Raw genomic sequence first — 24,415 nt, forward strand, 5'->3', positions numbered from 1 at the left:
TTGCGCGTTCTAAAGGATGGGATGGACATATTCATGAAGTTCGTTGAGAAGATGCGCGGCCGCTGGGCGCGCCGGCTGACGGTCGCCGCCGTGGCGGCCGCGCTGCTGCCCGGCCTCGTCGGCGTCGTCGGAGGCGCGGCGACTGCGGGTGCGTTCTCCCGGCCCGGTCTGCCGGTCGAGTACCTGGACGTGCCGTCGCCCGCGATGGGCCGCGACATCCGCGTTCAGTTCCAAAGCGGTGGCGCCAACTCGCCGGCGGTCTACCTACTCGACGGCCTGCGGGCGCGAGACGACTACAACGGCTGGGACATCGAGACCAACGCGTTCGAGATGTACTACCAGTCCGGCCTGTCCGTGGTGATGCCGGTCGGCGGCCAGTCCAGCTTCTACAGCGACTGGTACAAGCCGGCGTGCGGCAAGAACGGCTGCCTGACCTACAAGTGGGAGACGTTCCTCACCCAGGAGCTGCCGGCGTGGCTGGCGGCCAACCGCCAGGTGAAGCCAACCGGCAGCGCGGCGGTCGGTCTGTCCATGGCCGGTTCGGCGGCGCTGACGCTGGCGATCTACTACCCGCAGCAGTTCCCGTACGCGGCCTCCCTGTCGGGCTTCTTGAACCTGTCCGAGGGCTGGTGGCCGATGCTGGTGGGCCTGTCGATGGGTGACGCGGGCGGCTACAAGTCCGAGGACATGTGGGGCCCGTCCAGCGACCCGGCGTGGAAGCGCAACGACCCGATGGTCAACGTCCAAAAGCTCGTCGACAACAACACCCGCATCTGGGTGTACTGCGGCAACGGCAAGCCCAACGAGCTGGGTGGCGGCGACTTCAACGCCAAGTTCCTCGAAGGGTTCACCTTGCGGACGAACAAGTCGTTCAAGGACGCCTACATCGCCGCCGGCGGCAAGAACGGGGTGTTCAACTTCCCCGAGGCCGGTACGCACAGCTGGGCCTACTGGGGCCAGCAGCTGGCTGCGATGAAGCCCGACATCCAGCGGGTGCTGGGCGCTACGCCCACCGCGTAGAAGCACGCTATCGAGTAGCGGCGGCGACCATCCGGTCGTCGCCGTTACTCGTTTCTGCGCCAGGAGTTATGTGTCGCGGGGTCGGCGTGATGTGGTTCACTACGTTGCGGATTCGGCGACGGCAGGGAGGGTGGCTATGAAGCTTGCAGGGGTGCTGTTCCGCGTGTTGGCCGCAGCCATCCTCGGAATCGGCCTGTTCGCCGCCCCGGTCTCACCGAACGCCAGAGCCGACGCCGTCGAGTACCTGATGGTGCCCTCGGCGGCGATGGGCCGCGACATCCCGGTCGCCTTCCTCGCCGGCGGCCCGCACGCGGTCGTCCTGCTCGACGCGTTCAACGCCGGGGACGCCGTCAGCAACTGGGTCACGGTCGGCAATGCCATGACCACGCTGGCCGGCAAGGGCGTCTCGGTGGCCGCCCCCGCCAGCGGCGCGTTCAGCATGTACACCAACTGGGAGCAGGACGGCAGCCGCCAGTGGGAGACCTTCCTGGCCGACGAGCTGCCCAACTGGCTGGCCGCCAACAAGGGATTGGCGCCCAACGGTCACGCGATCGTCGGCGCCGCGCAGGGCGGCTACGGCGCGGTGGCGATGGCCACCTTCCACCCCGACCGGTACAGCTACGCCGGCTCGATGTCGGGCTTCCTCACGCCGTCTCGGACCACCGAAAACGGCGCGATCACCGACGGGCTGATGCGATTCGGTGGCGTCGACACCCGCAACATGTGGGGCCTGCCCCAGCTCGGCCGCTGGAAGTGGCATGACCCCGACGTGCACATCTCGTTGCTGGTGCAGAACAACACCCGGCTGTGGGTGTTCAGCCCCCAGACGCTGACGTGCAGCGACGAGCCCGCGATGATCGGCTACTGCGACCAGGCCCAAGGCATGAACCGCTTCTTCTACCAGCACTACCGCCAGGTAGGCGGCCACAACGGGCACTTCGACTTCCCGGCCGGCGGCAACCACGACTGGTCTAGCTGGGGGCCGCAGCTCGCCGCGATGACCGGGGATCTGGTGGCCGCGATCAGGTAGCTGACGACGCGGCGGCGAACTGCGAGATTGCTCACCCGGGCCGCCGCCGCTCAGCCGGTACCGTGGAAACGTGCAACCGACCTCCAGGCGCGTGGCCGGGTCTTCGACGATGGCGACGCTGACGCTTGCGGCCGCCGTGCTGTCGGGTTGCTCGGCCTCCAACAGCCTGATGTCCAGCGTCGCGCTGCCGGCCGACGAGACCACCACGCTGGCGTCGGGAATTCAGCCCGCCGCGCCTGCGCAGCCGTCGGCCGGCGCCAGCGGCAGCGAGCGCAAACTGGCGGTCACCGATCAGCAGCGCGCCTACCTGGACGCGCTGGATGCCGGTGGCGTGCATCCGTCCAGTGAACTGCTGGCGCTGTCCATCGGCTCCTACGTCTGCCAAGCCCGCGCTGCGAGGCAGAGCCCGCAGGCGGTGTGGGATTACGTGCATCCGCTGGTGTCCAGCGACGTGCACGACGCCCACCTCACCTCCATGCCGCCCACCGGGGCGGACGTCGACACCGCGACCGCAACATACATTCGCATCGCGACCGAACGCCTCTGCTAGCAGGAGACCATGGCCAACACCAATCGGCGGAAACGCCACCGCATCCTCGCGCTCGCTGCCGCCGGGGCGGTGGCAGTGGTGGTGGCGCTGGGGCTCGTCCTGATGGTGGTCATGCAGCGGGCCACCAAACCCTCGGCGCCCCAACCGTCCACACCGCCCAACGCGCAACCGCCCACTACCTCGGCCGGGCCGAAGAAGCCGCGCCCGGAGTTCCAGGACGCCAGCTGCCCCGACGTGATGCTGCTGTCGATTCCCGGCACGTGGGAGTCGTCGCCGCAGCAGGATCCGCTGAATCCAGCGCAGTTCCCAAATGCATTGCTGCTCAACGTAACTCGGCCACTCGCCGATCAGTTCGGCGGCGCGCGGGTCCAGACGTACACGGTGCCCTACACCGCTCAGTTCCACAATCCGTTCTCCCGGGACAACCAGATCAGCTACAACGACAGCCGCAAAGAGGGCATGGACAACGCGGTGCGGGCGCTGACCGACATGACCAACCGCTGCCCACTGACCAGCTACGTGATCGTCGGCTTCTCGCAGGGCGCGGTGATCGCGGGTGACATTGCCAGTGACATCGGCAACGGCCGCGGACCCGTCGACGAGGACCTTGTGCTCGGGGTGACGCTGATCGCCGACGGGCGCCGCCAGACCGGCGTCGGCCAAGACGTGCCGCCGACGCCGCCGGGGCAGGGCGCCGAGATCACGTTGCACGAGGTGCCGTTGCTGTCGGAGTTCGGGCTCACCATGACCGGCCCGCGACCGGGCGGCTTCGGGGCGCTCAACGACCGTGTCAACGAAATCTGCGCACCGGGGGATTTGATCTGCGCGGCACCCGAAGAAGCGTTCAACATCACGAACCTGCCCTCCACGCTCGACGTGCTGGCCGGCGGCGCGGGCCAGCCGGTGCACGCGCTGTACAACACCACGCAGTTCTGGAGCTCCGACGGCCAGCCGGCCACGGTGTGGACGCGTAACTGGGCGGTGGCCAAGATCGACGCGGCCCCGCATCCCAAGCACGGCTGACGATGGCGGGTACGAATCGGCGGCGCCGCCGCCTGGTGATCGCGCTCGTCGGCGTGCTTGTGCTGGCTGCCGTGGTGGCGGTGGTCGTGTTCGTGCTGCTGCGGCCACGGCCTTCGGTGCAGGGCGCCGGCTGTCCCGACGTGCAGCTGGTGTCCATTCCCGGCACCTGGGAGTCGTCGCCGCAGCAAGACCCCGTCAACCCCACGCAGTTCCCAAATGCGTTGCTGCTGAACGTGACTCGTCCACTGAGCGCGCAGTTCGGCTCAGACCGGCTGCAGGTGTACACGGTTGCCTACATCGCTCAGTTCCACCGGCCGCTGTCCGGTGACAATGAGGTCAGCTACGACGACAGCCGCAAGCAGGGCACCGAGGTCACCCGCAAGGCGATCGCCGACATAGCCGACCGGTGTCCACGGACCAACTTCGTGATCGTCGGCTTCTCGCAAGGAGCGGTGATCGGCGGCGACATCGCCAGCGACATCGGCAACGGCCGCGGTCCGATCGACGCGAGCCGGGTGCTGGGCGTGACGCTGATTGCCGACGGGCGCCGCCAGCCCGGCGTCGGCCGCGACGTCGGGCCCAACCCGCCGGGCGAGGGCGCGGAGATCACGCTGAAGGGCATGCCGTTCATCCCGTCGGGCATCACGATGACCGGCCCACGCGACGGCGGTTTCGGCGAGCTCAACGACCGCGTCAACGAGATCTGCGCCGAGGGCGATCTGATCTGCGCCGCGCCGGCCGGGGCGTTCAACGTGCTGAACCTGCCCGGCACGCTGCAAACACTGCTCGGCGCGGCGGGAGAGCCGGTCCACGCGAAGTACGCCACGACGGAGTACTGGAACCTCGATGGACATTCGGCGACGGACTGGACGCGCGACTGGGCAGCCGATGTGATCAACAGCGCGCCGAAAACGCGATGAGGCTGAAGGCTTGCGCGAAGACTGCGGATGGGGATGAGCCGCTTGCGCGAAGACTGCGGATGGGGATGAGCCGCTTGCGCGAAGACTGCGGATGGGATGAGCCGCTTGCGCGAAGACTGCGGACATAGCACAGATTCGCAACATTCACGACGTGAACGGGCAGGCGATTTGGTCCGCCGACCAGCCGTCCCCTAACATTAAGAAATAACTAAGAGCGGCAACGGCGGTGAACGGCGGGTCACGCGACGGCGGCGGACGCTCCGACCTCTGTACGATCTTTAAGGTTTGGGGTTTCGCGGCGGAGCGCCAGCCGATCCATGGCCGGCCCGCTTGAAGCGACAACAGACCCCGCGTGTGCTTCGACAGGAGAGTGGAACGTGCCGATTTGGGTGAACCCGTTCATCGACAAGAAGACGGGACGACTCAGCTTCCCGCACGGCGCCAGCATCCCCCGGCATGTGGAGCGGTGGGCCGGCATCCGCGCCGACCACCTGGCCTACCGGTTCCTGGACTTTTCCACCGAGCGCGACGGCGTCGAACGCGACATCACGTGGGGCCAGTTCTCCGCGCGCAGCCGTGCGATCGCCGCACGCCTTCAGCAGGTCACCGAACCGAACGACCGCGTGGCGATCCTCTGCCCGCAGAACCTCGACTACCTGACGTCGTTCTACGGCACCATCTACTCGGGCCGTATTGCCGTTCCGCTGTTCGACCCGGCCGAGCCCGGTCATGTCGGGCGCTTGCACGCAGTGCTCGACGACTGCACCCCCTCGACGATTCTGACCACCACCGGCGCCGCGGAAGGCGTCCGCAAGTTCTTCCACAAGCGCCCGGCCAAGGAGCGTCCGCGCATCATCGCCGTGGACGCGGTGCCCGACGAGGTCGCCGAAACCTGGGTGATGCCGGACACTCCCACCGAGGAAACCATCGCCTATCTGCAGTACACGTCGGGCTCGACCCGCAGCCCGGCCGGTGTGCAGATCACCCACCTTGCGGTGGCCACCAACATCGCGCAGGTGATGACCGCGCTGGAGTTCGAAGAGGGCGACCGCGGAGTGTCGTGGCTGCCGTTCTTCCACGACATGGGCTTGATCACGATCATGTTGCCGTCGATTCTGGGCCGGCACATGACGTTCATGACCCCGGCCGCGTTCGTCCGTCGGCCCATCCGCTGGATGCGTGAGCTCGGCGTCAAGGGCGACGACCGCGGCCGCGTGGTGTCGGCCGCGCCCAACTTCGCGTTCGAGCACGCTGCGCGCCGCGGACTGCCCAAGGACGGCGAGGAACTCGACCTGAGCAACGTGCAGACCATTCTCAACGGCAGCGAGCCGGTGTCGCAGGCGTCGATGCGCAAATTCACCGAGGCGTTCGCGCCGTACGGGCTGGAGCCGTCGGCCATCAAGCCGTCGTACGGGATGGCCGAGGCCACGCTGTTCGTGTCGACGACGATTCCGCACCAGGCGCCGAAGATCATCAACGTCGACCGCAACGAGCTGGTCAAAGACCGACTGGTCGAGGTGCCGGAGGGTTCGCCCAACGCGGTGCCACAGGTATCGTGCGGCAAGATCGGTTTCGACGAGTGGGCGGTGATCGTCGATCCGGACACCGCCAGCGAATTGCCTGACGGCCAGATCGGCGAGATCTGGGTGCACGGCAACAACGTCGGCTCCGGCTACTGGAACCGGGAAGAGGAAACCCGCGAGACGTTCAAGAACATCCTCAAGTCGCGCACCAACCCGTCGCACGCCGAAGGCGCGCCCGACGACGCGATGTGGATGCGCACGGGGGACCTCGGCGCGTTCCTCGACGGCGAGTTCTATGTCACCGGCCGGATCAAGGAGCTGGTGATCATCGACGGCCGCAACCACTATCCGCAGGATCTGGAGTACACCGCGCAGGAGGCCACCCGGGCGATCCGGCCGGGCTTCGCGGCGGCGTTCTCGGTGCCGGCCAACCAGCTGCCGCAGCAGGTGTTCGACAATCCGCACGCCGGGCTGAAGTACGACCCGGAGGACACCTCCGAACAACTGGTGATCGTCGCCGAACGGGCGCCCGGCTCGCACAAGATCGAGGTCGAGCCCGTCGCCGACGACATCCGCGCGGCGATCGCGGTGCGCCACGGCGTGACCGTGCGTGACGTGCTGCTGATGCCGGCGGGCACAATCCCGCGAACCTCCAGCGGCAAGATCGGCCGCCGCGCCTGCCGGGCCGCCTACATCGACGGCAGCCTTCGCGGCGGCACCGCCTCGCCCAACTCGTTCCCCGACGACGCCCCGATTGTCGCGTCCCGCGACGCGGACTAACCCCTCGAATCGGCATGACAGACAACGAGATTCCCGACACGCCCCACGGCGATTCCTCCGCAAGCGGCCGGCCTGAGACCGTCGCAGAGATGCGCACCTGGCTGCGCAACTGGGTGGCCAACGCCACCGGCCAATCCCCGGACGCCATCGACGAAACCACCCCGATGGTGGAACTGGGGCTCTCGTCGCGCGACGCGGTCGCGATGGCCGCCGACATCGAGGACCTCACCGGGGTGACGCTGTCGGCAACGGTCGCGTTCCAGCACCCGACCATCGAGTCGCTGGCGGCGCGCATCATCGAAGGAGAGCCGGAAGCCGAGGACGTCGACGAGGACGAGGACTGGTCACGCGAGCGCGACGTGCCCGACATCGCGATCGTCGGGCTGTCCACCCGCTTCCCGGGAGACATGAACACCCCCGAGGAAACGTGGCAGGCGCTCCTGGAGGGGCGCTCCGGGATCAGCGACCTGCCCGAGGGCCGCTGGTCGGAATTCCTCGAAGAGCCGCGCATCGCCGAGCGGGTGGCCAAGGCCCGCACCCGCGGCGGCTACCTCAAAGACATCAAGGGCTTCGACTCGGAGTTCTTCGCGCTGTCGAAGATGGAGGCCGACAACCTCGACCCGCAACAGCGCATGGCGCTCGAATTGACCTGGGAGGCACTGGAACACGCGCGCATCCCGGCTTCGAGCCTGCGCGGTCAGAGCGTCGGCGTCTACATCGGCTCGTCCAACAACGACTACAGCTTCCTTGCGGTGTCCGACCCCACCGTCGCGCACCCGTACGCGATCACCGGCACAGCGAGCAGCATCATCGCCAACCGGGTGTCGTACTTCTACGACTTCCGCGGCCCGTCAGTGGCCGTCGACACCGCGTGCTCGAGTTCGCTTGTGGCAGCGCACCAGGCGGTGCAGGCGCTGCGGGCGGGCGAGTGCGACGTGGCCCTGGCCGGTGGCGTCAACGCGCTGATCACCCCGATGGTGACCATCGGTTTCGACGAGGTCGGCGGCGTGCTGGCGGCCGACGGCAGGATCAAGTCGTTCTCCTCTGACGCCGACGGCTATTCGCGCGCCGAGGGCGGCGGCATGCTCGTGCTCAAGCGCGTCGACGACGCCCGCCGCGACGGCGACCAGATCCTCGCGGTGATCGCCGGCAGCGCGGTCAACCACGACGGCCGGTCAAACGGTCTGCTGGCACCGAACCCCGACGCGCAGGCCGACGTGCTGCGCAAGGCCTACAAGGACGCGGGCATCAACCCACGCACCGTCGACTACATCGAGGCGCACGGCACCGGCACCATCCTCGGCGACCCGATCGAGGCCGAGGCGCTGGGCCGCGTCGTCGGCAAGGGGCGACCGGCCGACAAGCCCGCGCTGCTGGGCGCAGTGAAATCCAATGTGGGGCACCTCGAATCGGCCGCGGGTGCGGCCAGCCTGGCCAAGATCGCGCTGGCGCTGTCGCACGACAAGCTGCCGCCGTCGATCAACTACGCCGGTCCCAACCCGTACATCGACTTCGACGCGGTGCGGCTGAAGGTCGCCGACACCGTCACCGACTGGCCGCGGTATTCCGGCTACGCGATCGCCGGCGTGTCCGGCTTCGGATTCGGCGGCGCCAACGCGCACCTGGTGCTGCGCGAGGTGCTGCCCCGCGACGTGATCGAGAAGGAGCCTGACCCCGAGCCGGTGGTCGAGGAGAAGCCCGCCGAGAAGACGGGTGTCTACGTCGGCGGCGTGCTCATCGAAGACGACGAGGACGAACCGGATTTCTACGGGGTGTCCGCGAGCACGGCCGACGAAGAACGCGAACTGCCCGGGCTCACGGAAGAAGCGTTGCGGCTCAAGGAGATTGCGCTGCAGCAGCTGGAGGAGTCACCGCCGCCGGCTCCCGCGATCCCGCTGGCGGTGTCGGCGTTCCTGACGTCGCGCAAGCGCGCCGCGGCTGCCGAGCTGGCCGACTGGATGGAGTCGGAGGAGGGCCGGGCGTCGTCGCTGGAGTCGATCGGCCGGGCGCTGTCGCGCCGCAACCACGGCCGTTCGCGTGCGGTGGTGCTGGCCCACGATCACGACGAGGCCATCGCCGGCTTGCGCGCGATCGCCGACGGCAAGCAGCGGCCCAACGTGTTCACCGCCGACGGTCCGGTGACCAACGGGCCGGTGTGGGTGCTCGCCGGTTTCGGTGCGCAGCATCGCAAGATGGCCAAGAGCCTGTACCTGCGCAACGAGGTGTTCGCCGAGTGGATCAACAAGGTCGACGCGCTGGTCCAAGAAGAGCGCGGACACTCGATCCTTGAGCTCATCCTCGACGACGCGGTCGATTACAGCGACGAGACCACCGAGCTGCCGATCGAGAAAGTGCAGCTGGTCATCTTCGCCATCCAGGTGGCCCTCGGTGAGCTGCTCCGCCACCACGGGGCCAAGCCGGCCGCGGTAGTCGGGCAGTCGCTCGGCGAGGCGGCCGCCGCCTACTTCTCCGGCGGCCTGTCACTGGAGGACGCCACGCGCACCATCTGCTCGCGCGCGCATCTGATGGGCGAGGGCGAGGCGATGCTGTTCGGCGAGTACATCCGGTTGATGGCGCTCGTCGAGTACTCCGCCGACGAGATCAAGACCGTGTTCTCCGACTTCCCGGACCTCGAGGTGTGCGTTTACGCGGCACCGGGCCAGACGGTGATCGGCGGCCCGCCGGATCAGGTGGACGCGATCATCGAGCGCTGCGAGAAGGAAGGCAAGTTCGCGCGCAAGTTCCAGACCAAGGGTGCCAGCCACACCTCGCAGATGGATCCCCTGCTGGGCGAGCTCGCGGCTGAGCTGGTGGGCATTCAGCCCCGGCCGATCACCACCGGCTACTACTCGACCGTGCACGAGGGCAACTTCATCCGCCCCGGCCAGACGATCCACGACGTCGACTACTGGAAGAAGGGCTTGCGGCACTCCGTGTACTTCACGCACGGCATCCGCAACGCCGTCGACAACGGGCACACCACGTTCCTGGAGCTCGCGCCGAACCCGGTGGCGCTCATGCAGGTCGGCCTGACCACCGCTGCGGCGGGCCTGCACGACGCGCAGCTGATTCCGACGCTGGCCCGCAAACAAGACGAAGTCGAGTCGATGATCGCGGCGATGGCGCAGCTGTTCGTCTACGGCCACGACCTCGACATCCGCACACTGTTCACGCGCGCTGCCGGACCCGCCGACTACGCGAACATCCCGCCGACCCGGTTCAAGCGCAAAGAGCACTGGCTCGACGCCCACTTCACGGGCGACAGCTCGGTGATGATGCCCGGCAACCACGTCGCGATGCCCGACGGCCGCCACGTGTGGGAATACCGTCCGCGCGGCGAAACCGATCTGGCTGCGTTGGTGAAAGCTGCTGCAGCGCAAGTGCTTCCGGATGCCCAGTTGACGGTCTCCGAGCAGCGGGCGGTGCCCGGCGACGGCGCGCGGCTGGTGACCACGTTGACCCGGCACCCGGGCGGCGCTTCGGTGCAGGTGCATGCCCGCATCGACGAGTCGTTCACGCTGGTCTATGACGCGATCGTGTCGCGGTCCGGCCAGGTGGCGGCGTTACCGTCGGCCGTCGCCGTGGGAACTGTTGCAGCTCAGCCTGTTACGCAGGAAGCCGCTTCGGAGTCCGAGGACCAACCCGACGCGGAAATCCTGCATGACAACCTGACCCAGGGCGCCAACCTCGGTGCCGGGTTCGCCAAGTGGTCGCCCGACTCCGGTGAGACCGTGCATGATCGGCTGGCCGCAATCGTCGGTGGCGCAATGGGATACGAGCCCGAGGACCTGCCGTGGGAGGTTCCGCTGATCGAGCTCGGCCTCGACTCGCTGATGGCGGTGCGGATCAAGAACCGCGTCGAGTACGACTTCGACCTGCCGCCGATCCAGCTGCAGGCTGTGCGCGACGCGAACCTGTACGCGGTCGAGAAGCTGATCGAGTACGCGATCGAACACCGCGACGAAGTGCAGCAGCTGCACGAGTACCAGAAGACCAAGACCGCCGACGAGATCGCCGAAGAGCAGGCGCGGCTGCTGTCGGGGGCGTCGGTGCAGACCGTCACCGCTCCGGCGCCTGATCCGCAAGCCGAACCACAAACCCAAGCGGAAGCCCCTGAGCCACAAGACATTCCGCCGCCACCGCCGTCGGACAACCCGGCCGGGCCGCCGCGCGAAGGCAAACCCGACCCGGCCGGTGCCGCTGCTTCGTCTGATCTTGCGGCTACCGCCGCGGTGCTGAATCAGCAGGCGATCACCGAAGCGCTTGGCGCCGACGTGCCGCCGCGCGACGCGTCGGAGCGGGTCACGTTCGCGACGTGGGCGATCGTCACCGGCAAGTCGCCGGGCGGCATCTTCAACGAGCTGCCCGAGGTCGACGACGCGACCGCGGAGAAGATGGCGCAACGGCTTTCGGAGCGCGCGGACGGACCGATCACTGTCGAGGACGTCAAGACGTCGAGAACCATCGAGGAACTTGCGGACAAGGTGCGTCAGCACCTCGAAGCGGGTCAGCTCGACGGGTTCGTCCGCATCATCCGTCCCCGCGAAGAGGGCTCGAACAAGGTGCCGGTGTTCGTCTTCCACGCGGCCGGTGGGTCGACGGTGGTGTACGAGCCGCTGCTGAAGCGGCTTCCGCCCGATACCCCGATGTACGGATTCGAGCGCGTCGAGGGCACCATCGAAGAGCGTGCGGCGCAATACATTCCGAAGCTGCGCGAACTGGGCGGCGACGGGCCGTTCATCCTTGCCGGCTGGTCGCTGGGCGGCGCGCTGGCGTATGCCTGTGCGATCGGGCTCAAGGAACAGGGCTGCGACGTACCGTTCGTCGGGCTCATCGACGCCGTGCGGCCGGGCGAGGAGATCCCGCAGACCAAGGAGGAGACCCGCAAGCGCTGGGAGCGTTACGCCCGGTTCGCCGAGCGCACGTTCAACGTGCAGATCCCCGAAATTCCGTACGAGGAGCTCGAAAAGCTCGACGACGCAGGGCAAGTGCAGTTCGTGCTGAACGCCGTCAAGGAAAGCGGTGTGCAGATTCCCGGAGGGATCATCGAGCACCAGCGCACGTCGTATCTGGATCAGCGTGCGATCGACACCGCTGAGATCCGGCCCTACGACGGGCACGTCACGCTCTACATGGCCGACCGCTACCACGACGACGCGATCATGTTCGAGCCGCGCTACGCCACCCGCAAGCCCGACGGCGGCTGGGGTGAGTACGTGTCCGATCTCGAGGTGGTGCCGATCGGTGGCGAGCACATCCAGGCCATCGACGAGCCGTACATCGCCAAGGTCGGCGCTCACATGAGTCAGGTGCTCGCCAAAGTCGAAGCGCAGCAGAAGGTTTAAGGCCGTCGGTCAAGTTGTGCGTCGCGCACCACGGACGCATGCAGCACGAACTCATCCACCCCGCCGCTGGGGTGAAGTCTTAATCTGGATCGGGGGGATCGTGCAGCGGTGGCGGCGGGCTGGCGGGTCGCATGCCGGTGGTCCAGGTCGGGTTGATGAGAGGGTCGGCCCGCCCATCGCGGATGCGCTTGAAGTACCACAACGAGGCGGCGACGAAGAGCGCCATTAGTACGAAACAGCCTACGGCCGCGGCAATCTCGGTCATGAGTTCCTCGAGCAGGCGGATATTAGTACGGCGACGGCGCGTTCGTGCGCGCCATCGTAGGTTTTGTACATCTGCAAAATTGCCAATCGTCGGCCGGCGGTGGTGGCGACCGGTACGGCGCCGGTGCGGGCAGCGGGTTGGGGATGTTGGACGGGCGGCTTGTGTCCACCGCCCAGAAGCCTGTGTTTTCGGCCTCGCCGGGTGGCGGTGGCCCATCCCACCGGCTGGCCGAGGGATCGGGGATCGGGGTCGCCGGACCTAATGGCGGCGGCCGCTCGGGCAGGCCGCCGGTGACAAAGTCGACGGCCTGCACGGTGGGTTTGCGCTCCATGTTGCTTGTCTCAGCGCTAGGCATGACGGGGCTTTCGCTGAAGGCGACGTCGCCAATGCTGGCCGCGGCGGTGGAGATTCTTCTCGCGACTTCTTTGTCGAGAGCGACCAATTGCGCGGCGCGAGTGCGGATGTCGGCGGCAAGTTGTTCAGCTTGTCGCTGTCGGGCGGCTTGAAGCGCGGGTGGCTCGCCGGACGTTCTGCTGATGACCGAGAGATCCTCACCGACGCTAAACCCGGCCCGTTCAGCGTCCGAAACCGCGGACAACGCGGCTTGCTTGGCGAAGTAGATGTGCTCCTCGCCGTTTCTGGCAATCACCGCGGCGCTGCGCAGATCATCAGCCATGCCGCGAACCTTCACGAGGTCGGTGTTAGCCCGCACCTGGGCTGCCTCGCCGGCCTCACCGTCCCACGGGACGCCGCCTGGACATGGTATGTGGCGAGCGACCGACGCGAACTGACAGAGTCGGTAAAGGGAAAGCAGCGGCCATCTACACCCTTAAGGCCGAAGATCCGACCACGTTCAAACTTATGGCGGAGCTTGCTTCTTGATCGGTATAGCTGCTTGCCGCGCTGTCGAGCTTGGCAGCCGTGGCCGCCATCCGGTTGCTCAACACTTGTGCTGCGCGACCAAGTTCCGTGTTCACACCGCTCACTGCCGCAGATGTTGCTTGGTACGACGATCCGGATATCACAGGAGCACTGCCAGCCCCAAGTTCCATGGCCAAACTCATACAGTGACTGGCCAACGCCTGGAGATCAGCGGGATCCACCCGTACTAGTCCGTGTCCCACGGCGCTAAGTCTTGGGTTAGCGGGTAAACGGTGTGTTTCTCAGCCTCGGAATGACAGGCCGGGCTCGCGGGGATTTCTGCCGGCGGCTCCGCTCGTGGACGGTGTGGTTTGACTGGATGCAGAAAATGATGCCAGCGACTCGAGAACTTCACCGCGACGTCACGACTGCCACCGAAGGCGTCGGCGTCGTGGGTGAGTTCGCGATGCAAATCGAGCATGAAGTCGGTGTTCTCCACACTGTGTCCCGAACCCCGATCAATACGGCCGAGAAGTCGATGCTGATTGCCCAACTGACGACGACCGCACTGCGCGATTCACCGATAAGGCCGACGGACGTCTGGCTGAAAGTCCGCCAGGCGGGCGCCGCAGGTTCAGCGTCGGCGGGCATCCGCGGCGCCGTCCCGGTATTGGCAACGCAAATAGGTCAATGATGGCCGATAGGGAGGCGAATATCCGTTTCAGGCGTGTATTCCGGTATGCCGCCGTATGGAACCTTTTTCTGCTTGCAGGTCTCAACCTGCTATTCGGATCGGCCTGGTATCTGTCTCTCGGTGCCGCTGCGGGCCTGTCCGTCACTCCCAAGGCCGTCCCGATAGGGCTCGGCGGCCGGTCGCAGCAAGTCGAGATTGCCTATCACGTAACTCATTCGAGCAAAAGCAGCGAAGTGATAGAAACCGTTTTGCTGGGTCCGCAACTGAGCGTCGAGCCGACCAGCATCTTGTACGCTCTGATCGTGTGGAAGCACGGCGCCCATGACGGTCGGGGCGATCTGCTCGCTCGGATCCAGCAGATCCTTCAGGGCCGGCAAACACCTACCTTGCGACCGGCGTCGTAGATGGTGTCGTCTGACGGAACCAATGCAGTAAATGATGCCGTTGGTGCTCGCTGCGGCCACGCTGGGATTGCTGATCGGGCTCGCCTTGCGTCGCGCGGTTCAATGTGGCGCACGTAATGGCGCGCAACGGGCGCGACGGTTGCAAGTGCTTTATGCCTGCTCGATGTTTGTCATTGCGGCTTTTCTCGCTTACGACGCATTGACAAGGGACAGGCTGCGATACGTCAACATCGCGGTTATGGCCATGTCGATAACTGCCGCAGTCATCGCACTAAAGTCCAGCCGCCGCGACGCGTGAGCACTCCGCGGCTGCTGTATCTGCGACGGCGTGTCGGTAGTGGGAATGGAAACGGTCAATGATGGCCGTTGACGGGTCGAAAATCTCTTCCAGGCGCTTATGCCGCTATGCCATCGCCTCGGTTCTTTTCCTGCTTGCAAGTCTCAACCTGCTATTCGGATCGGCTTGGTATCTGACTCTCGGTGCCGCTGCAGGCGGAGGGATCATCTTGCTTGGACAGCGCAAGCTTTTCGCTGCCGGGGTCAGCCGGTCGGGCGACGAAATTGTCTGCCGCTACATTCCCTGGTTCGAGGGCAACGCATACGGCGCCATAGTGCTGATTCCGCTGTTGGGAATCGCCGCTATTGGCGCCGGTTCTGCTCGTAACGGCCACCCGCCCGCATGGCTTTGGTCGGTCGGCATCATCCTCCTTGGAGTAGGCCCACTGGCGTTGTACAGCGTCGCTCGTATGTGGCGCCGATCCTTCTTGCGGATATCCCCGTCGGCGTTGACCGTGTGTTTGTCCAAGGGAGGCACGACCGAATTCCGCCGTGAGCAAGTCGAGTCCATCGCTTCAAAGGTTGTCCCGATCGGGCTGGGCGGGAGGTCGCAGCAAGTAGAAATTTGCTACCGGATAAATCGTTCGAGCAAGAGCGACGATGCGATGGAGACCGTCTTGCTCGGGTCGCAGCTAAGCGTCGAGCCGGCGAACCTCCTGCACGCTCTGGTCGTGTGGAAGGACGCCGCCCGTGAAGGCGCGGGCGATCTGCTCGCTCGCATCGAGCAGATCCTTCAGGGCCGTGTGAGCAACCTGTCTTGATTCGGGGCGGGACAGGGGCCTGCTTTAGGATTCAGTGTTGTGACTGAGACTCTGTCAACCAGCCGCGCGCACACCACGGCCGAGAAGTTGACCGAACTCCGCGAAAAGCTGGAGCTGGCGAAGGAGCCGGGCGGGGCGAAGGCGGCCGCCAAGCGCGACAAGAAGGGCATCCCCAGCGCACGCGCCCGCATCCACGCGCTGCTGGATCCCGGTAGCTTCTTGGAGATCGGCGCGCTGTGCCGCACACCGGGCGATCCGAACGCGCTCTACGGCGACGGCGTGGTGACGGGGCACGGCCGCATCAACGGACGGCCGGTCGGGGTGTTCAGCCACGACCAGACTGTGTTCGGCGGGACGGTCGGCGAGATGTTCGGCCGCAAGGTCGCCAAGTTGATGGAGTGGGTGGCCATGGTCGGCTGCCCGATGATCGGCATCAACGATTCGGGCGGCGCGCGCATTCAGGACGCGGTGACGTCGCTGGCGTGGTACGCCGAACTGGGCCGCCGGCACGAGCTGCTGCGCGGCATGGTGCCGGAGATTTCCATCATCCTCGGCAAATGCGCTGGGGGAGCGGTCTATTCGCCGATCCAGACCGACCTCGTCGTCGCGGTGCGCGATCAGGGCTACATGTTCGTCACCGGACCCGACGTGATCAAGGACGTCACCGGCGAAGACGTCACGCTCGACGAACTCGGTGGCGCTGATGCCCAGGCGCGTTACGGCAACATCCACCAGGTCGTCGAATCGGAGGCAGCGGCATTCCAATATGTGCGCGACTACCTGTCGTTCTTGCCGGCCAACACCTTTGACGACCCGCCGATCGTCAACCCGGGTCTGGAGCCGGAGATCACGCCGCACGACCTCGAGCTGGATTCGATCGTGCCCGACTCCGACAATGCGGCCTACGACATGCACGAGATCCTGCTGCGGATCTTCGACGACGGCGACGTTTTCGACGTCGGTGCGCAGCGCGGCCAGGCGATCATTACCGCGTTCGCGCGTGTCGACGGCCGGCCCGTCGGCGTGATCGCGAATCAGCCCATGGTCCTGGCCGGGGCGATCGACAACGAGGCCTCCGACAAGGCGGCCGGATTCGTCCGGTTCTGCGACTCCTTCAATCTGCCTCTGGTGTTCGTCGTCGACACACCGGGGTTCCTGCCGGGTGTCGAGCAGGAGAAGAACGGCATCATCAAGCGCGGCGGCCGCTTCCTCAATGCGGTGGTCGAAGCCGATGTGCCGAAGGTGACGATCACGATCCGCAAGTCCTACGGCGGCGCGTACGCGGTAATGGGGTCCAAGCAGCTCTCCGCCGACTTGAACTTCGCGTGGCCCACCGCGCGGATCGCGGTGATCGGCGCAGAAGGTGCCGCGCAGCTGCTGATGAAGCGCTTCCCAGACCCGAATGCGCCTGAGGCACAAGAGGTCAAGCGTCAGTTCATCGAGGGCTACAACCTCAACATGGCGATCCCGTGGATCGCCGCGGAGCGCGGGTTCATCGACGCGGTGATCCAGCCGCACGAGACCCGGCTGCTGCTGCGCAAATCGCTGCACCTGCTGCGCGACAAGCAGAAATGGGACCGCGTGCAGCGCAAGCACGGCCTGCTCCCGATCTAATTGCTGCGAGGGTGCGTGTCTGGACAGCGGCACGCCGCACAACCTGTGACGCAGCGCACGTTCGCGGCCTCGACGAGTGCGATGATCTTTCGTGCCCAAGGCGGTCTATCCGGGCATGAGAAAAATCAAAGCGGGACTCTTCATCGCCCTCGACGGCGTCGTAGAGGCACCTAACGAGTGGCATTTCCCCTACTTCAACGAAGAAATGGGTGCCGCCGTCGACGCCACGCTCGGCACGGCTGACACCATCCTGCTCGGCCGCAAGACCTACGACAGCTTCGCAGGCGCGTGGCCAGACCGGGAGAACGGCGATGGCGACGAAGCAGAGTTCGCCAAGAAGCTGGGCGACGCCCGCAAGATCGTCGTCTCCCGCCAAAAGCTCGAGTTCACCTGGCGCAATTCAGAACAACTCAGCGGAGATCTGCTCGAGGCCGTCGCCGCACTGAAGGACGAACCCGGCGGCGACATTGCAATGAGCGGCTCGGTGTCGGTGGTGCGCCAGCTGCTCGACGCGGGGCTGCTCGACGAGCTGCACCTACTCCTGCATCCGATTGCCGTGCGCAAAGGCACGCGGCTGTTTGGGGACGGCGACGCGATACCGCTGAAACTGTTGTCCTCACAGACGTTTCAGACGGGCGTGCTCAACCTCGTATACGCGCCGCAATGAGTTCGCCCGGTGGCACGAGCGTGCGCCGTTGTACGGAGTGCGTCGGCGTGTTGGTGTACAGACACGCACGCTCGCGGACTAGGGCTTGATCCTGATGTGGCCGGGCTTCCACAAGCCACTGCGGGTGGCGGTGCCGACGTCCAATGTGGCCGGCGTGGCGTCGACGATCGTGTCGAACTTGCGCAGCGACCCCCAGTCCCTGCCCCAGTCGTGCGACAGATAGGTCGCCATCACATGGGCGCGCAGCAGCAGATCCGTGATTCCCAAGAGGCCGCCGTTGAGGCCGTCCTCCCAGGTGTCGGTGTCCTGCTTCTTGGCGGTGTAGTCGGGTGTGATGCGGAAGGCGGGGATCTCGGTGACACCGAGGTTGTGGTACATCGGCCGCTGGCATGGGAAGGCAAGTCCCACAGCCCAATCCATCAGCACCGGCTTCGTCGAGCCGACGTACTCCTGTACTGAGCGCAGTTCCGGCACCCGCGGCGGTGTCACCGCCACCCAGTCGCCCGGCGTCAGCGACAGGTCCTCAGCCACCACCCGCACCGCCACCGCGTCACGGGGGATGTCGGAGCGCGCGAATCGCAGATTGCGCCACGAGGGCGTCGGCCCGAGGTCGTAGGGCACCAGCCGCCCAGCCGGCACCAATCCGCCATCAGGTCCACGCCGCGCGACCTCCAATTCGACGGCCTGGCCCTTGCTGTACCCGTTGAGCACGCTGTAGCCGCTGATCGTCCCGGCCGCTGTCACCACCACCAACGGATGCCCGTCGTCGGCGGGTGGCAGCTCGTACCAGGCTGACGTCAGCCTGCTCTGCTGCTGCGGCCCTTCCACCCAGCTGCCCGCCACCGGCGTGCGAGCCGGATCCAGCCCGTACGGCAGCGGCACCGTCGACCCGTTCACCCCGGGCTGCGACAGCTTGGTCGCAGCGTCCCAGTCGTAGTCGGTGCCGGGCTGCGGCAGGTTCACGTGGATCGACTCGGCCACAATCTGATCAGGCACGCCGTTGGGCGTGAAGCCCACTGGTTTCGCGCCGCCCAGCGGGCCCAGCGGGCCGTAGTCACCGGGCAATGGGCGCAGGAAGCCGTTGTTCGTGTCGGGTTCGACGAGCACGTCGTCAGCCAAACCGCAGCCCCCGACGAACGCGCGCAGGTTCGCCGCGGCGTTGGAGTACGTCGGGTATTGGCGCACCACACCGGCCAGCATCGAGCCGACGAACACCACCACCATCAGACCCGCCGCCAACGGGATCGGTGCGGCGGTCAGCAGTCGCGCCAGCCGCCCGCTGCCATGCTCCCGTGCCACGAAGTGAAGCCACACCGCATACAGGGCGGTCACCGCGAACAAGACGAAAAACACTGTGCTGACGGTGATTCCGGCGATCTTCGGCATCGTATTGTTGAATGGGATGCCGTAACTGGAGACGTACCACCAGCCGTTGGTGGTGGCGAAGCACAGCGCCAGCGTGAAGAACACCGCCGCCAAGAACGCCATCCGGTTGCGCGACCATCGGAGCACCGACGGTGACACCAGGACCGTGGCCACCGCCGCCATCGCCGCACCGACAGCGGCGAACAAGCCGAAGTGGTGCACCCACTTCGTCGGGGTGAACATCAGGAAGAACATGGTCCCGAATATCACGCCCATCAGCCGCCACACCGGCCCGCGCGCCACTCCGGGAATCCTCTTGCGGCGCAACATGATGAACATCGATGCGAACAGCGACAGCGCGGTGAACAGGAATCCGAAGCGCCGCGACAGAGAACCGTCAACCGTCGGCAGGATCAGGTAGTAGTACCGCAGATTCTCGGTGTACCACTCTTGGCTGGGTCCGATCGCGGTGCGAATCCTGGTGGCTTCCAACACCGTTGCGAGTGTCTGGTCGGCGAATACCACCGTCAGGACGACGAAACCAGCGGCCAGCAGCGGTGCCACCAGGGGCCAGGTGCCGATCACCCGGTGGCGGCGCACCAGGATGCGCAGCAGCGGACGGCCTCCGGCCAGCAGCGCGGCGACCGCGATCAGCCCTGTCGGTTGGATGCCGAGCGTGAATGCGGCGGTGATGATCGCCAACGCCGCAGGCGTCAGCCGCCCGGAGATGATCGCGCGTTCGATCAGCACGTAGGTGATCAGCGCGCCGGTGGCGATCTGGCCCTCGGGCCGCAGCCCGTTGTTGAACGGCATCCATGCCGCCAGCAGCACCAGCCCCGCCGCCCACATCGCGGCCCGACTCGACGCGACCGCGGGTCCCAATCGTGGCAGCACCTCCCGCGACAGCAGCAGCCAGCACACCAGCCCGCAGATCAAATCCGGCAGGCGCATCCAAATGCTGGCATCGCTCACGTGGGTCATCAGCGCGAGCACGTTGTAGTACCAGCCGAAGGGATCCTCGGGGCTGCCGAACCAGCGGAAGTAGTTCGACATGTACCCGGCATGCCCTGCGGTGCGGGCCATTTGCAGGATGTAGCCGTCGTCGGAGGAGTTGGCGCCGATGATGTGCCACACCAGGAATCCGCCGACGACCACCACGTCGGCGCCCGTGAAGAACCGCCAGCGGGCCGGGATGAGCCGATGCATCCGGCGGCCGTCGATGCGGTCCAGGCGCCACAACGCCAGCAGTGCGATAACGGTCGCCGCGACCGCGAGGATCATTGCGGCGAGCTTCAAAGTCGTTGGCTTGGTGGAGAATCGGGTGTCGACGACCGCGGAGAAGCTCAGTCCGGGCGGTGCGGGCCCGACCAGGTCGGTGAACACCCCGACGATCGCGGGCCGCAGGTTCGGGTCGGCGAACCCGCTGCGCAGCGGTTTACCTGTGGCGTCGGTCAGCCCGACGAAGGTCGCGAAGGTCCCCGCCTCCGACGACGTGACCTCGAGGCGCTGGCAAGCCGGTGAAATCGCTTGCGCGCGAGAAACACTCGCTACCACCACGTTGCGGTCGACGACGTCGACACGCGAGCTGGTGACGTTGACCAGCAGCCCGAAGAGCGCGGCCTGCTTGCCGTTCTTCGGGGCGGTGCCCAGCACCAGGCCACCTTGCGGGGGCATGCTGCGGATCAGGTCGCACGGCACCGTCACGTTCATCGACACCGGCGCCTGCGAGATCAACGGCGCCGTGACGTTGGCCAGCGCCCCATTTTGCGGCCAGTTCAGTGTCGCGGTGCTCTGCACCACCGGCAGCAGAGGGGTCGCGACCGACAACACGAACCCGATCAGCCCGGCGATCGTCGCAACCCAGCGGGCTACGGAGACGTCGCGGCGTACTTCGTCGACGCGGCCGGGCTGGCGGTCGGCGTTGGCGAAGACGTCCGACGGGCCGCTCGCGGTGAGAGCGTCAGAACCCGTCACGGCAGCGCCCTGATCGGTCCGACGCGAGTCCACCCGTGCACGATCTCACTTCCCTGCTCGATCACCGCGTCGGGTGCCTGCTCGGCCGGCACCACCCGCTCGTAGCGCTCGATCGCGCCCCAGTCGCGATACCAGTCGTCGCGCAGATAGCTCGGAATCGTCGACGGGCGCAGCAGCGCCTGGGTGAACAGGAACGGGCCGCCGTCCTCGGCGGACTGCCACTGGTTCGACGACACGACCATCTGCTTGTGGCTGGGAATGATCCGGTACTGCGGCAACTCGGCGACGCCGAGATGCTCGGAGAACGGCCGCTGGCACGGGAAGTTCGCGGCGGTGGCGATGTCCATCAGCACCGGCGTCTGTGAGCCGAGCAGCTGCTGGGCGGTTTCCAGGATCGGCACTCGCGGCGGGGTGAACGCGAACCACTGATCCGAGCTGAGGTTCGGGTCGTCGGCGACGATGCGGGCCACATTGGCTTCCGGCGGCGCCCAGGCCAGGGGGAATCGCAGGTTACGCCAAGCCTTTTGTGGCGCCGTCTCGGCTGCGGTGACGTCGATCGGTTGGACGATCGACAGCGGCTGGAAGCTGCCGTCGGGCCGGCGCACGCCCCACTGCAGCCGCAGTGACTGGCCGTAGTTGAATGCGCCGTCCTCGTCGTAGGACCAGATCGCGCCGGCCGCGGCGACGGTCACCAGCGGGCGGTCCGGCGTCCGGGGCGGCAGCTGATACCAGACCGAGGTGGCCTTGGCCGCGACGGTGTTCTCCTTGTAGCTGCCCATCACCGGCGTGCGCGCCGGATCGAGGCCGAACGGCAGAAACACCCGCGACCCGTTGACCCCGACGGGGCCGTAGCCGCCCTCCGTGCCGGCCAGGTAGCCGACAGCGACGTTGGGCTTGTTCGGCGAGCCGTCGGAGTTCACGGTGCCCGGGTTGGCCGACACCGGCTCCACTGGCTCGAGCTTGTCGCCGACGCCGTTGGGCGTGAACCCGACGGGGTTCGCGCCGCCCAGCGGCCCGTACTGGCCGAACGGCTGGCCCGGAACGGGTTGCAGCAGACCGGCATTCGTGTCAGGTTCGACGAGCACGTCGTCGGCCATCGCGCAGCTGGTCTTCGACAGCCCGGACGCGAGCGCGTCGATGTTGGCCTTGGCGGTGGTGTAGACGGGATAGCGCTGCGCGGCGGCCTTGGCCATGGACCCCACCTCGAGCACCACCATGATGACCGCCACCACCAGCAGCGGCGTCGACGCGAGGATGCGGTTGCGGCGGTTGTCGGCCACCCGGGTGTGCCCGGCGTAGTCCATCCGGAAGTGCAGCCAGCCCGCCAGCAGCCCGGTGGCGATCGCCAGCGCCAAGAACATCGACGTCACCGGATGCCGCGCGATTACCGGCTGCTTGTCGAACCACGGCACCCCGTAGTTGCCCACGTAGAACCAGCCGTTGATGCCAGATGTCGCCCACGCCAGCACGAACAGCAGCGCCGTGACATAAAGGGCGAGGTTACGGCGGCTGTGCAGGCCCAGCCGTGCCACCGCGAACGCGGTCACCGCTCCCAGCGCGCCCGCCAGGCCGGCGAACGCCCCGAACTGCACCGCCCACTTGGTCGGGGTGAACGTCAGCAGCAGCAGTCCGACCGCGGTCGCGCCGATCAGCCGCCACACCGGCCCGCCGGCCAGCCCCGGTACGCCGCCACGGCGCAGCAACACCGCGAGCATCCCGAACAAGCACAGCAGCAGCACCAGCACCGCGAAGCGGCGGGTGAGCGACGAGTCGACGCTGTCTTCGACCGTCAGGAAGTAGTAGCGCAGGAACTCCTGATACCAGGCGATCGTCGGGCCGACCACGTATTTGATGCGGGCCGACTCCGCGACCGTCGCAAGTGTCTGGTCGCGGAACACGACGACCACGATCAGCGCCAGCGATGCGCCCAGCGCAGCGATCGGCGCCAGAAGGCCGTCGGTGACTCGGCGTCGCGCGACGGTCCGCGCGATCTGGCGCGCACCCACCAGCAGCGGTGCGAGTGCGATCAGACCTTGCGGTGCGACCGTCGCCGCCAGCGTCGCGATTACCACGGCCACCGCCGCCGGCCACAGTCGGCGAGTCGCGATCGAGTTCTCCACCAGCATCCAGGTGAGCAGCGTGCCGAACGCGATGATCGGCTCGGGCCGCAGACCGTTGTTGAACGGCAGCCACGCGGCCAGAAACACCGCGCCTGCCGTCGACACCGCCACCCGGTTGTCGGCCAGCTTGCGCCCGAGCCGCGGCAGCATGCCGCGCGACACGATCAGCCAGCACCCGATGGCCGCCAGGGTCGCAGGCAGCCGCATCCACACGCTGGCGGTGCTGACCGAGGCGAGCTGGCCGAGCACCGACTGGTACCAGTCGAACGGGGCTTCGGTGGTGCCGAAGAACCGGTAGTAGTTGGCGACGTATCCGGCGCTGTGCGACACCCGCGCCATCGTGAGGTTGTAGCCGTCGTCGGACGACGTCGCGCCGATCAGATGCCAGAGGACAAGCGTGCCGACCACGCCGACGTCGGCCAGCCAGATCGCGACGTTGGCCCGCAGCCATCGTCGAAGGCCGCCGCGCGGCCGCCGGCCCGAGTAGCGGTCCAGCACGGCCAGCGCGACGATCGCCGCGACCACGCAGAGCACGCCGAGCACCATCACGGCCTGTTTGAGCAGCGTCGGCGACGTGATGAACCGGGTGTCGATGTCCACGCGTGCGCTCAAGCCGGGCTGTGGCGGCACCTTGAGGTCGGTGAAGATGCCGGCGACTTGCGGCTTCATCTCCACCGCAAGCGTTCCCGTCGCTGAGGGAATGCCGACGAAGTCGGCGCCGACCCCGCCGACGTCGGCCCACACGTGCAGCGCGCTGCAGGCGCCGGAGGCCACCGCGGCGCGAGGCGCGACCGCGGCAACGGAGTCGCGGAAGGCCACGACGACGGCGTCGGCGTTGGCCCGCACGAACAACCCGTACTTGGTGGCGTCGGTGCCGCCCGGTGGGATGGTCGAGAACACCAGCCCGCCCGACGGCGGCAGCGTCGCGATCGCCGGGCAGGGGATCGACACGTCCAGTGCCCTTGGCGCCCCGGACACCAGCGCCGCGGTCACGTCGGAGACGTTGCCGCTGGGGTTCTGCGGCCACAGGATTGTCGCGGTGGTCTGCTTGACCGGCAGCAGCGGGACCACTGCGCACAGCAGGATTCCGGCGATGCCCGCGACCACGGCGACCAGCCGCGCGATGCGATGAGCCATCCCGGGACCCTCGCCGCTCCTGTCAG

17 protein-coding genes are annotated in these 24,415 nt (G+C 66.9%); 13 read left to right on the forward strand and 4 right to left on the reverse strand.

Annotated features, from left to right (window positions below; genetic code table 11):
* The first annotated feature begins 33 nt into the window (after positions 1 to 33).
* The 7 genes from AC5Y4C_RS16515 to pks13 all read left to right on the forward strand — a co-directional run bounded on the left by AC5Y4C_RS16515 (position 34) and on the right by pks13 (position 12,191).
* Positions 34 to 1,020: an esterase family protein gene (locus AC5Y4C_RS16515; protein ID WP_499910897.1), complete on the forward strand. Its 987-nt coding sequence runs from the start codon at positions 34 to 36 to the stop codon at positions 1,018 to 1,020.
* A 136-nt stretch (positions 1,021 to 1,156) separates the two neighbouring features.
* Positions 1,157 to 2,050: an alpha/beta hydrolase-fold protein gene (locus tag AC5Y4C_RS16520; RefSeq protein WP_499947875.1), complete on the forward strand. Its 894-nt coding sequence runs from the start codon at positions 1,157 to 1,159 to the stop codon at positions 2,048 to 2,050.
* A 70-nt stretch (positions 2,051 to 2,120) separates the two neighbouring features.
* On the forward strand, positions 2,121 to 2,600 hold the full coding sequence (locus tag AC5Y4C_RS16525; protein WP_499910893.1) for a DUF732 domain-containing protein: 480 nt from the start codon (positions 2,121 to 2,123) through the stop codon (positions 2,598 to 2,600).
* Positions 2,601 to 2,609: 9 nt separating this feature from the next.
* Positions 2,610 to 3,623, forward strand: coding sequence for a carboxylesterase Culp6 (culp6, locus tag AC5Y4C_RS16530; RefSeq protein ID WP_499910891.1), 1,014 nt, complete (start codon positions 2,610 to 2,612; stop codon positions 3,621 to 3,623).
* A 2-nt stretch (positions 3,624 to 3,625) separates the two neighbouring features.
* Entirely contained in the window at positions 3,626 to 4,543 is a 918-nt protein-coding gene (locus AC5Y4C_RS16535; RefSeq protein WP_499964794.1) for a cutinase family protein, read from the forward strand.
* Positions 4,544 to 4,926: 383 nt separating this feature from the next.
* The gene (gene fadD32 / locus AC5Y4C_RS16540; RefSeq protein WP_499911057.1) at positions 4,927 to 6,846 is read left to right on the forward strand and encodes a long-chain-fatty-acid--AMP ligase FadD32; all 1,920 of its coding nucleotides are present in this window, start codon (positions 4,927 to 4,929) and stop codon (positions 6,844 to 6,846) included.
* 89 nt (positions 6,847 to 6,935) lie between these two features.
* Complete coding sequence (pks13, locus tag AC5Y4C_RS16545; protein ID WP_499964835.1) at positions 6,936 to 12,191, forward strand: polyketide synthase Pks13; 5,256 nt, start codon at positions 6,936 to 6,938, stop codon at positions 12,189 to 12,191.
* Between the two features lie 79 nt (positions 12,192 to 12,270).
* Here pks13 and AC5Y4C_RS16550 read toward each other — a convergent pair whose 3' ends face one another.
* Positions 12,271 to 12,417 (reverse strand): hypothetical protein, encoded by a 147-nt coding sequence (locus AC5Y4C_RS16550; RefSeq protein ID WP_499964792.1) that lies wholly within the window; start codon positions 12,415 to 12,417, stop codon positions 12,271 to 12,273.
* Between the two features lie 61 nt (positions 12,418 to 12,478).
* Positions 12,479 to 13,132 carry a hypothetical protein gene (locus tag AC5Y4C_RS16555; protein WP_499964790.1) on the reverse strand — a complete coding sequence of 218 codons (654 nt, stop codon included), beginning with the start codon at positions 13,130 to 13,132 and terminating at the stop codon, positions 12,479 to 12,481.
* A gap of 549 nt (positions 13,133 to 13,681) precedes the next feature.
* Between AC5Y4C_RS16555 and AC5Y4C_RS16560 the strand changes: the two genes are divergently transcribed.
* The 6 genes from AC5Y4C_RS16560 (at position 13,682) to AC5Y4C_RS16585 (ending at position 17,793) form a co-directional block, all read left to right on the forward strand.
* Entirely contained in the window at positions 13,682 to 14,011 is a 330-nt protein-coding gene (locus tag AC5Y4C_RS16560; protein WP_499947868.1) for a hypothetical protein, read from the forward strand.
* Positions 14,011 to 14,415, forward strand: a complete 405-nt coding sequence (locus AC5Y4C_RS16565; protein WP_499951993.1) for a hypothetical protein — start codon at positions 14,011 to 14,013, stop codon at positions 14,413 to 14,415. The genes AC5Y4C_RS16560 and AC5Y4C_RS16565 overlap by 1 nt, the downstream gene beginning before the upstream one ends.
* 34 nt (positions 14,416 to 14,449) lie before the next feature.
* Positions 14,450 to 14,713 (forward strand): hypothetical protein, encoded by a 264-nt coding sequence (locus tag AC5Y4C_RS16570; protein ID WP_499951991.1) that lies wholly within the window; start codon positions 14,450 to 14,452, stop codon positions 14,711 to 14,713.
* A 61-nt stretch (positions 14,714 to 14,774) separates the two neighbouring features.
* Complete coding sequence (locus tag AC5Y4C_RS16575; protein ID WP_499910875.1) at positions 14,775 to 15,512, forward strand: hypothetical protein; 738 nt, start codon at positions 14,775 to 14,777, stop codon at positions 15,510 to 15,512.
* 51 nt (positions 15,513 to 15,563) lie between these two features.
* Positions 15,564 to 17,126, forward strand: a complete 1,563-nt coding sequence (locus tag AC5Y4C_RS16580; RefSeq protein WP_499964833.1) for an acyl-CoA carboxylase subunit beta — start codon at positions 15,564 to 15,566, stop codon at positions 17,124 to 17,126.
* A 115-nt stretch (positions 17,127 to 17,241) separates the two neighbouring features.
* Positions 17,242 to 17,793: a dihydrofolate reductase family protein gene (locus tag AC5Y4C_RS16585; protein WP_499964787.1), complete on the forward strand. Its 552-nt coding sequence runs from the start codon at positions 17,242 to 17,244 to the stop codon at positions 17,791 to 17,793.
* A gap of 78 nt (positions 17,794 to 17,871) precedes the next feature.
* Here the strand turns inward: AC5Y4C_RS16585 and AC5Y4C_RS16590 are convergent, their stop codons facing one another.
* A complete protein-coding gene (locus AC5Y4C_RS16590; RefSeq protein ID WP_499964831.1) occupies positions 17,872 to 21,009 on the reverse strand; it encodes an arabinosyltransferase domain-containing protein in 3,138 nt (1,045 codons plus the stop codon).
* A gap of 119 nt (positions 21,010 to 21,128) precedes the next feature.
* Positions 21,129 to 24,389: an arabinosyltransferase domain-containing protein gene (locus AC5Y4C_RS16595; protein ID WP_499964830.1), complete on the reverse strand. Its 3,261-nt coding sequence runs from the start codon at positions 24,387 to 24,389 to the stop codon at positions 21,129 to 21,131.
* Positions 24,390 to 24,415: the final 26 nt, after the last annotated feature.

The organism is Mycobacterium sp. NGS35, assembly GCF_059812855.1.

Coding starts and splice junctions, on each gene's coding strand:
- AC5Y4C_RS16515 (WP_499910897.1), top strand. CDS start 34: ATGAAGTTCGTTGAGAAGATGCGCGGCCGCTGGGCGCGCCGGCTGACG.
- AC5Y4C_RS16520 (WP_499947875.1), top strand. CDS start 1,157: ATGAAGCTTGCAGGGGTGCTGTTCCGCGTGTTGGCCGCAGCCATCCTC.
- culp6 (WP_499910891.1), top strand. CDS start 2,610: ATGGCCAACACCAATCGGCGGAAACGCCACCGCATCCTCGCGCTCGCT.
- AC5Y4C_RS16535 (WP_499964794.1), top strand. CDS start 3,626: ATGGCGGGTACGAATCGGCGGCGCCGCCGCCTGGTGATCGCGCTCGTC.
- pks13 (WP_499964835.1), top strand. CDS start 6,936: ATGCGCACCTGGCTGCGCAACTGGGTGGCCAACGCCACCGGCCAATCC.
- AC5Y4C_RS16550 (WP_499964792.1), bottom strand. CDS start 12,417: ATGGCGCTCTTCGTCGCCGCCTCGTTGTGGTACTTCAAGCGCATCCGC.
- AC5Y4C_RS16555 (WP_499964790.1), bottom strand. CDS start 13,132: ATGGCTGATGATCTGCGCAGCGCCGCGGTGATTGCCAGAAACGGCGAG.
- AC5Y4C_RS16565 (WP_499951993.1), top strand. CDS start 14,011: ATGGCCGATAGGGAGGCGAATATCCGTTTCAGGCGTGTATTCCGGTAT.
- AC5Y4C_RS16570 (WP_499951991.1), top strand. CDS start 14,450: ATGCCGTTGGTGCTCGCTGCGGCCACGCTGGGATTGCTGATCGGGCTC.
- AC5Y4C_RS16575 (WP_499910875.1), top strand. CDS start 14,775: ATGGCCGTTGACGGGTCGAAAATCTCTTCCAGGCGCTTATGCCGCTAT.
- AC5Y4C_RS16585 (WP_499964787.1), top strand. CDS start 17,242: ATGAGAAAAATCAAAGCGGGACTCTTCATCGCCCTCGACGGCGTCGTA.
- AC5Y4C_RS16595 (WP_499964830.1), bottom strand. CDS start 24,389: ATGGCTCATCGCATCGCGCGGCTGGTCGCCGTGGTCGCGGGCATCGCC.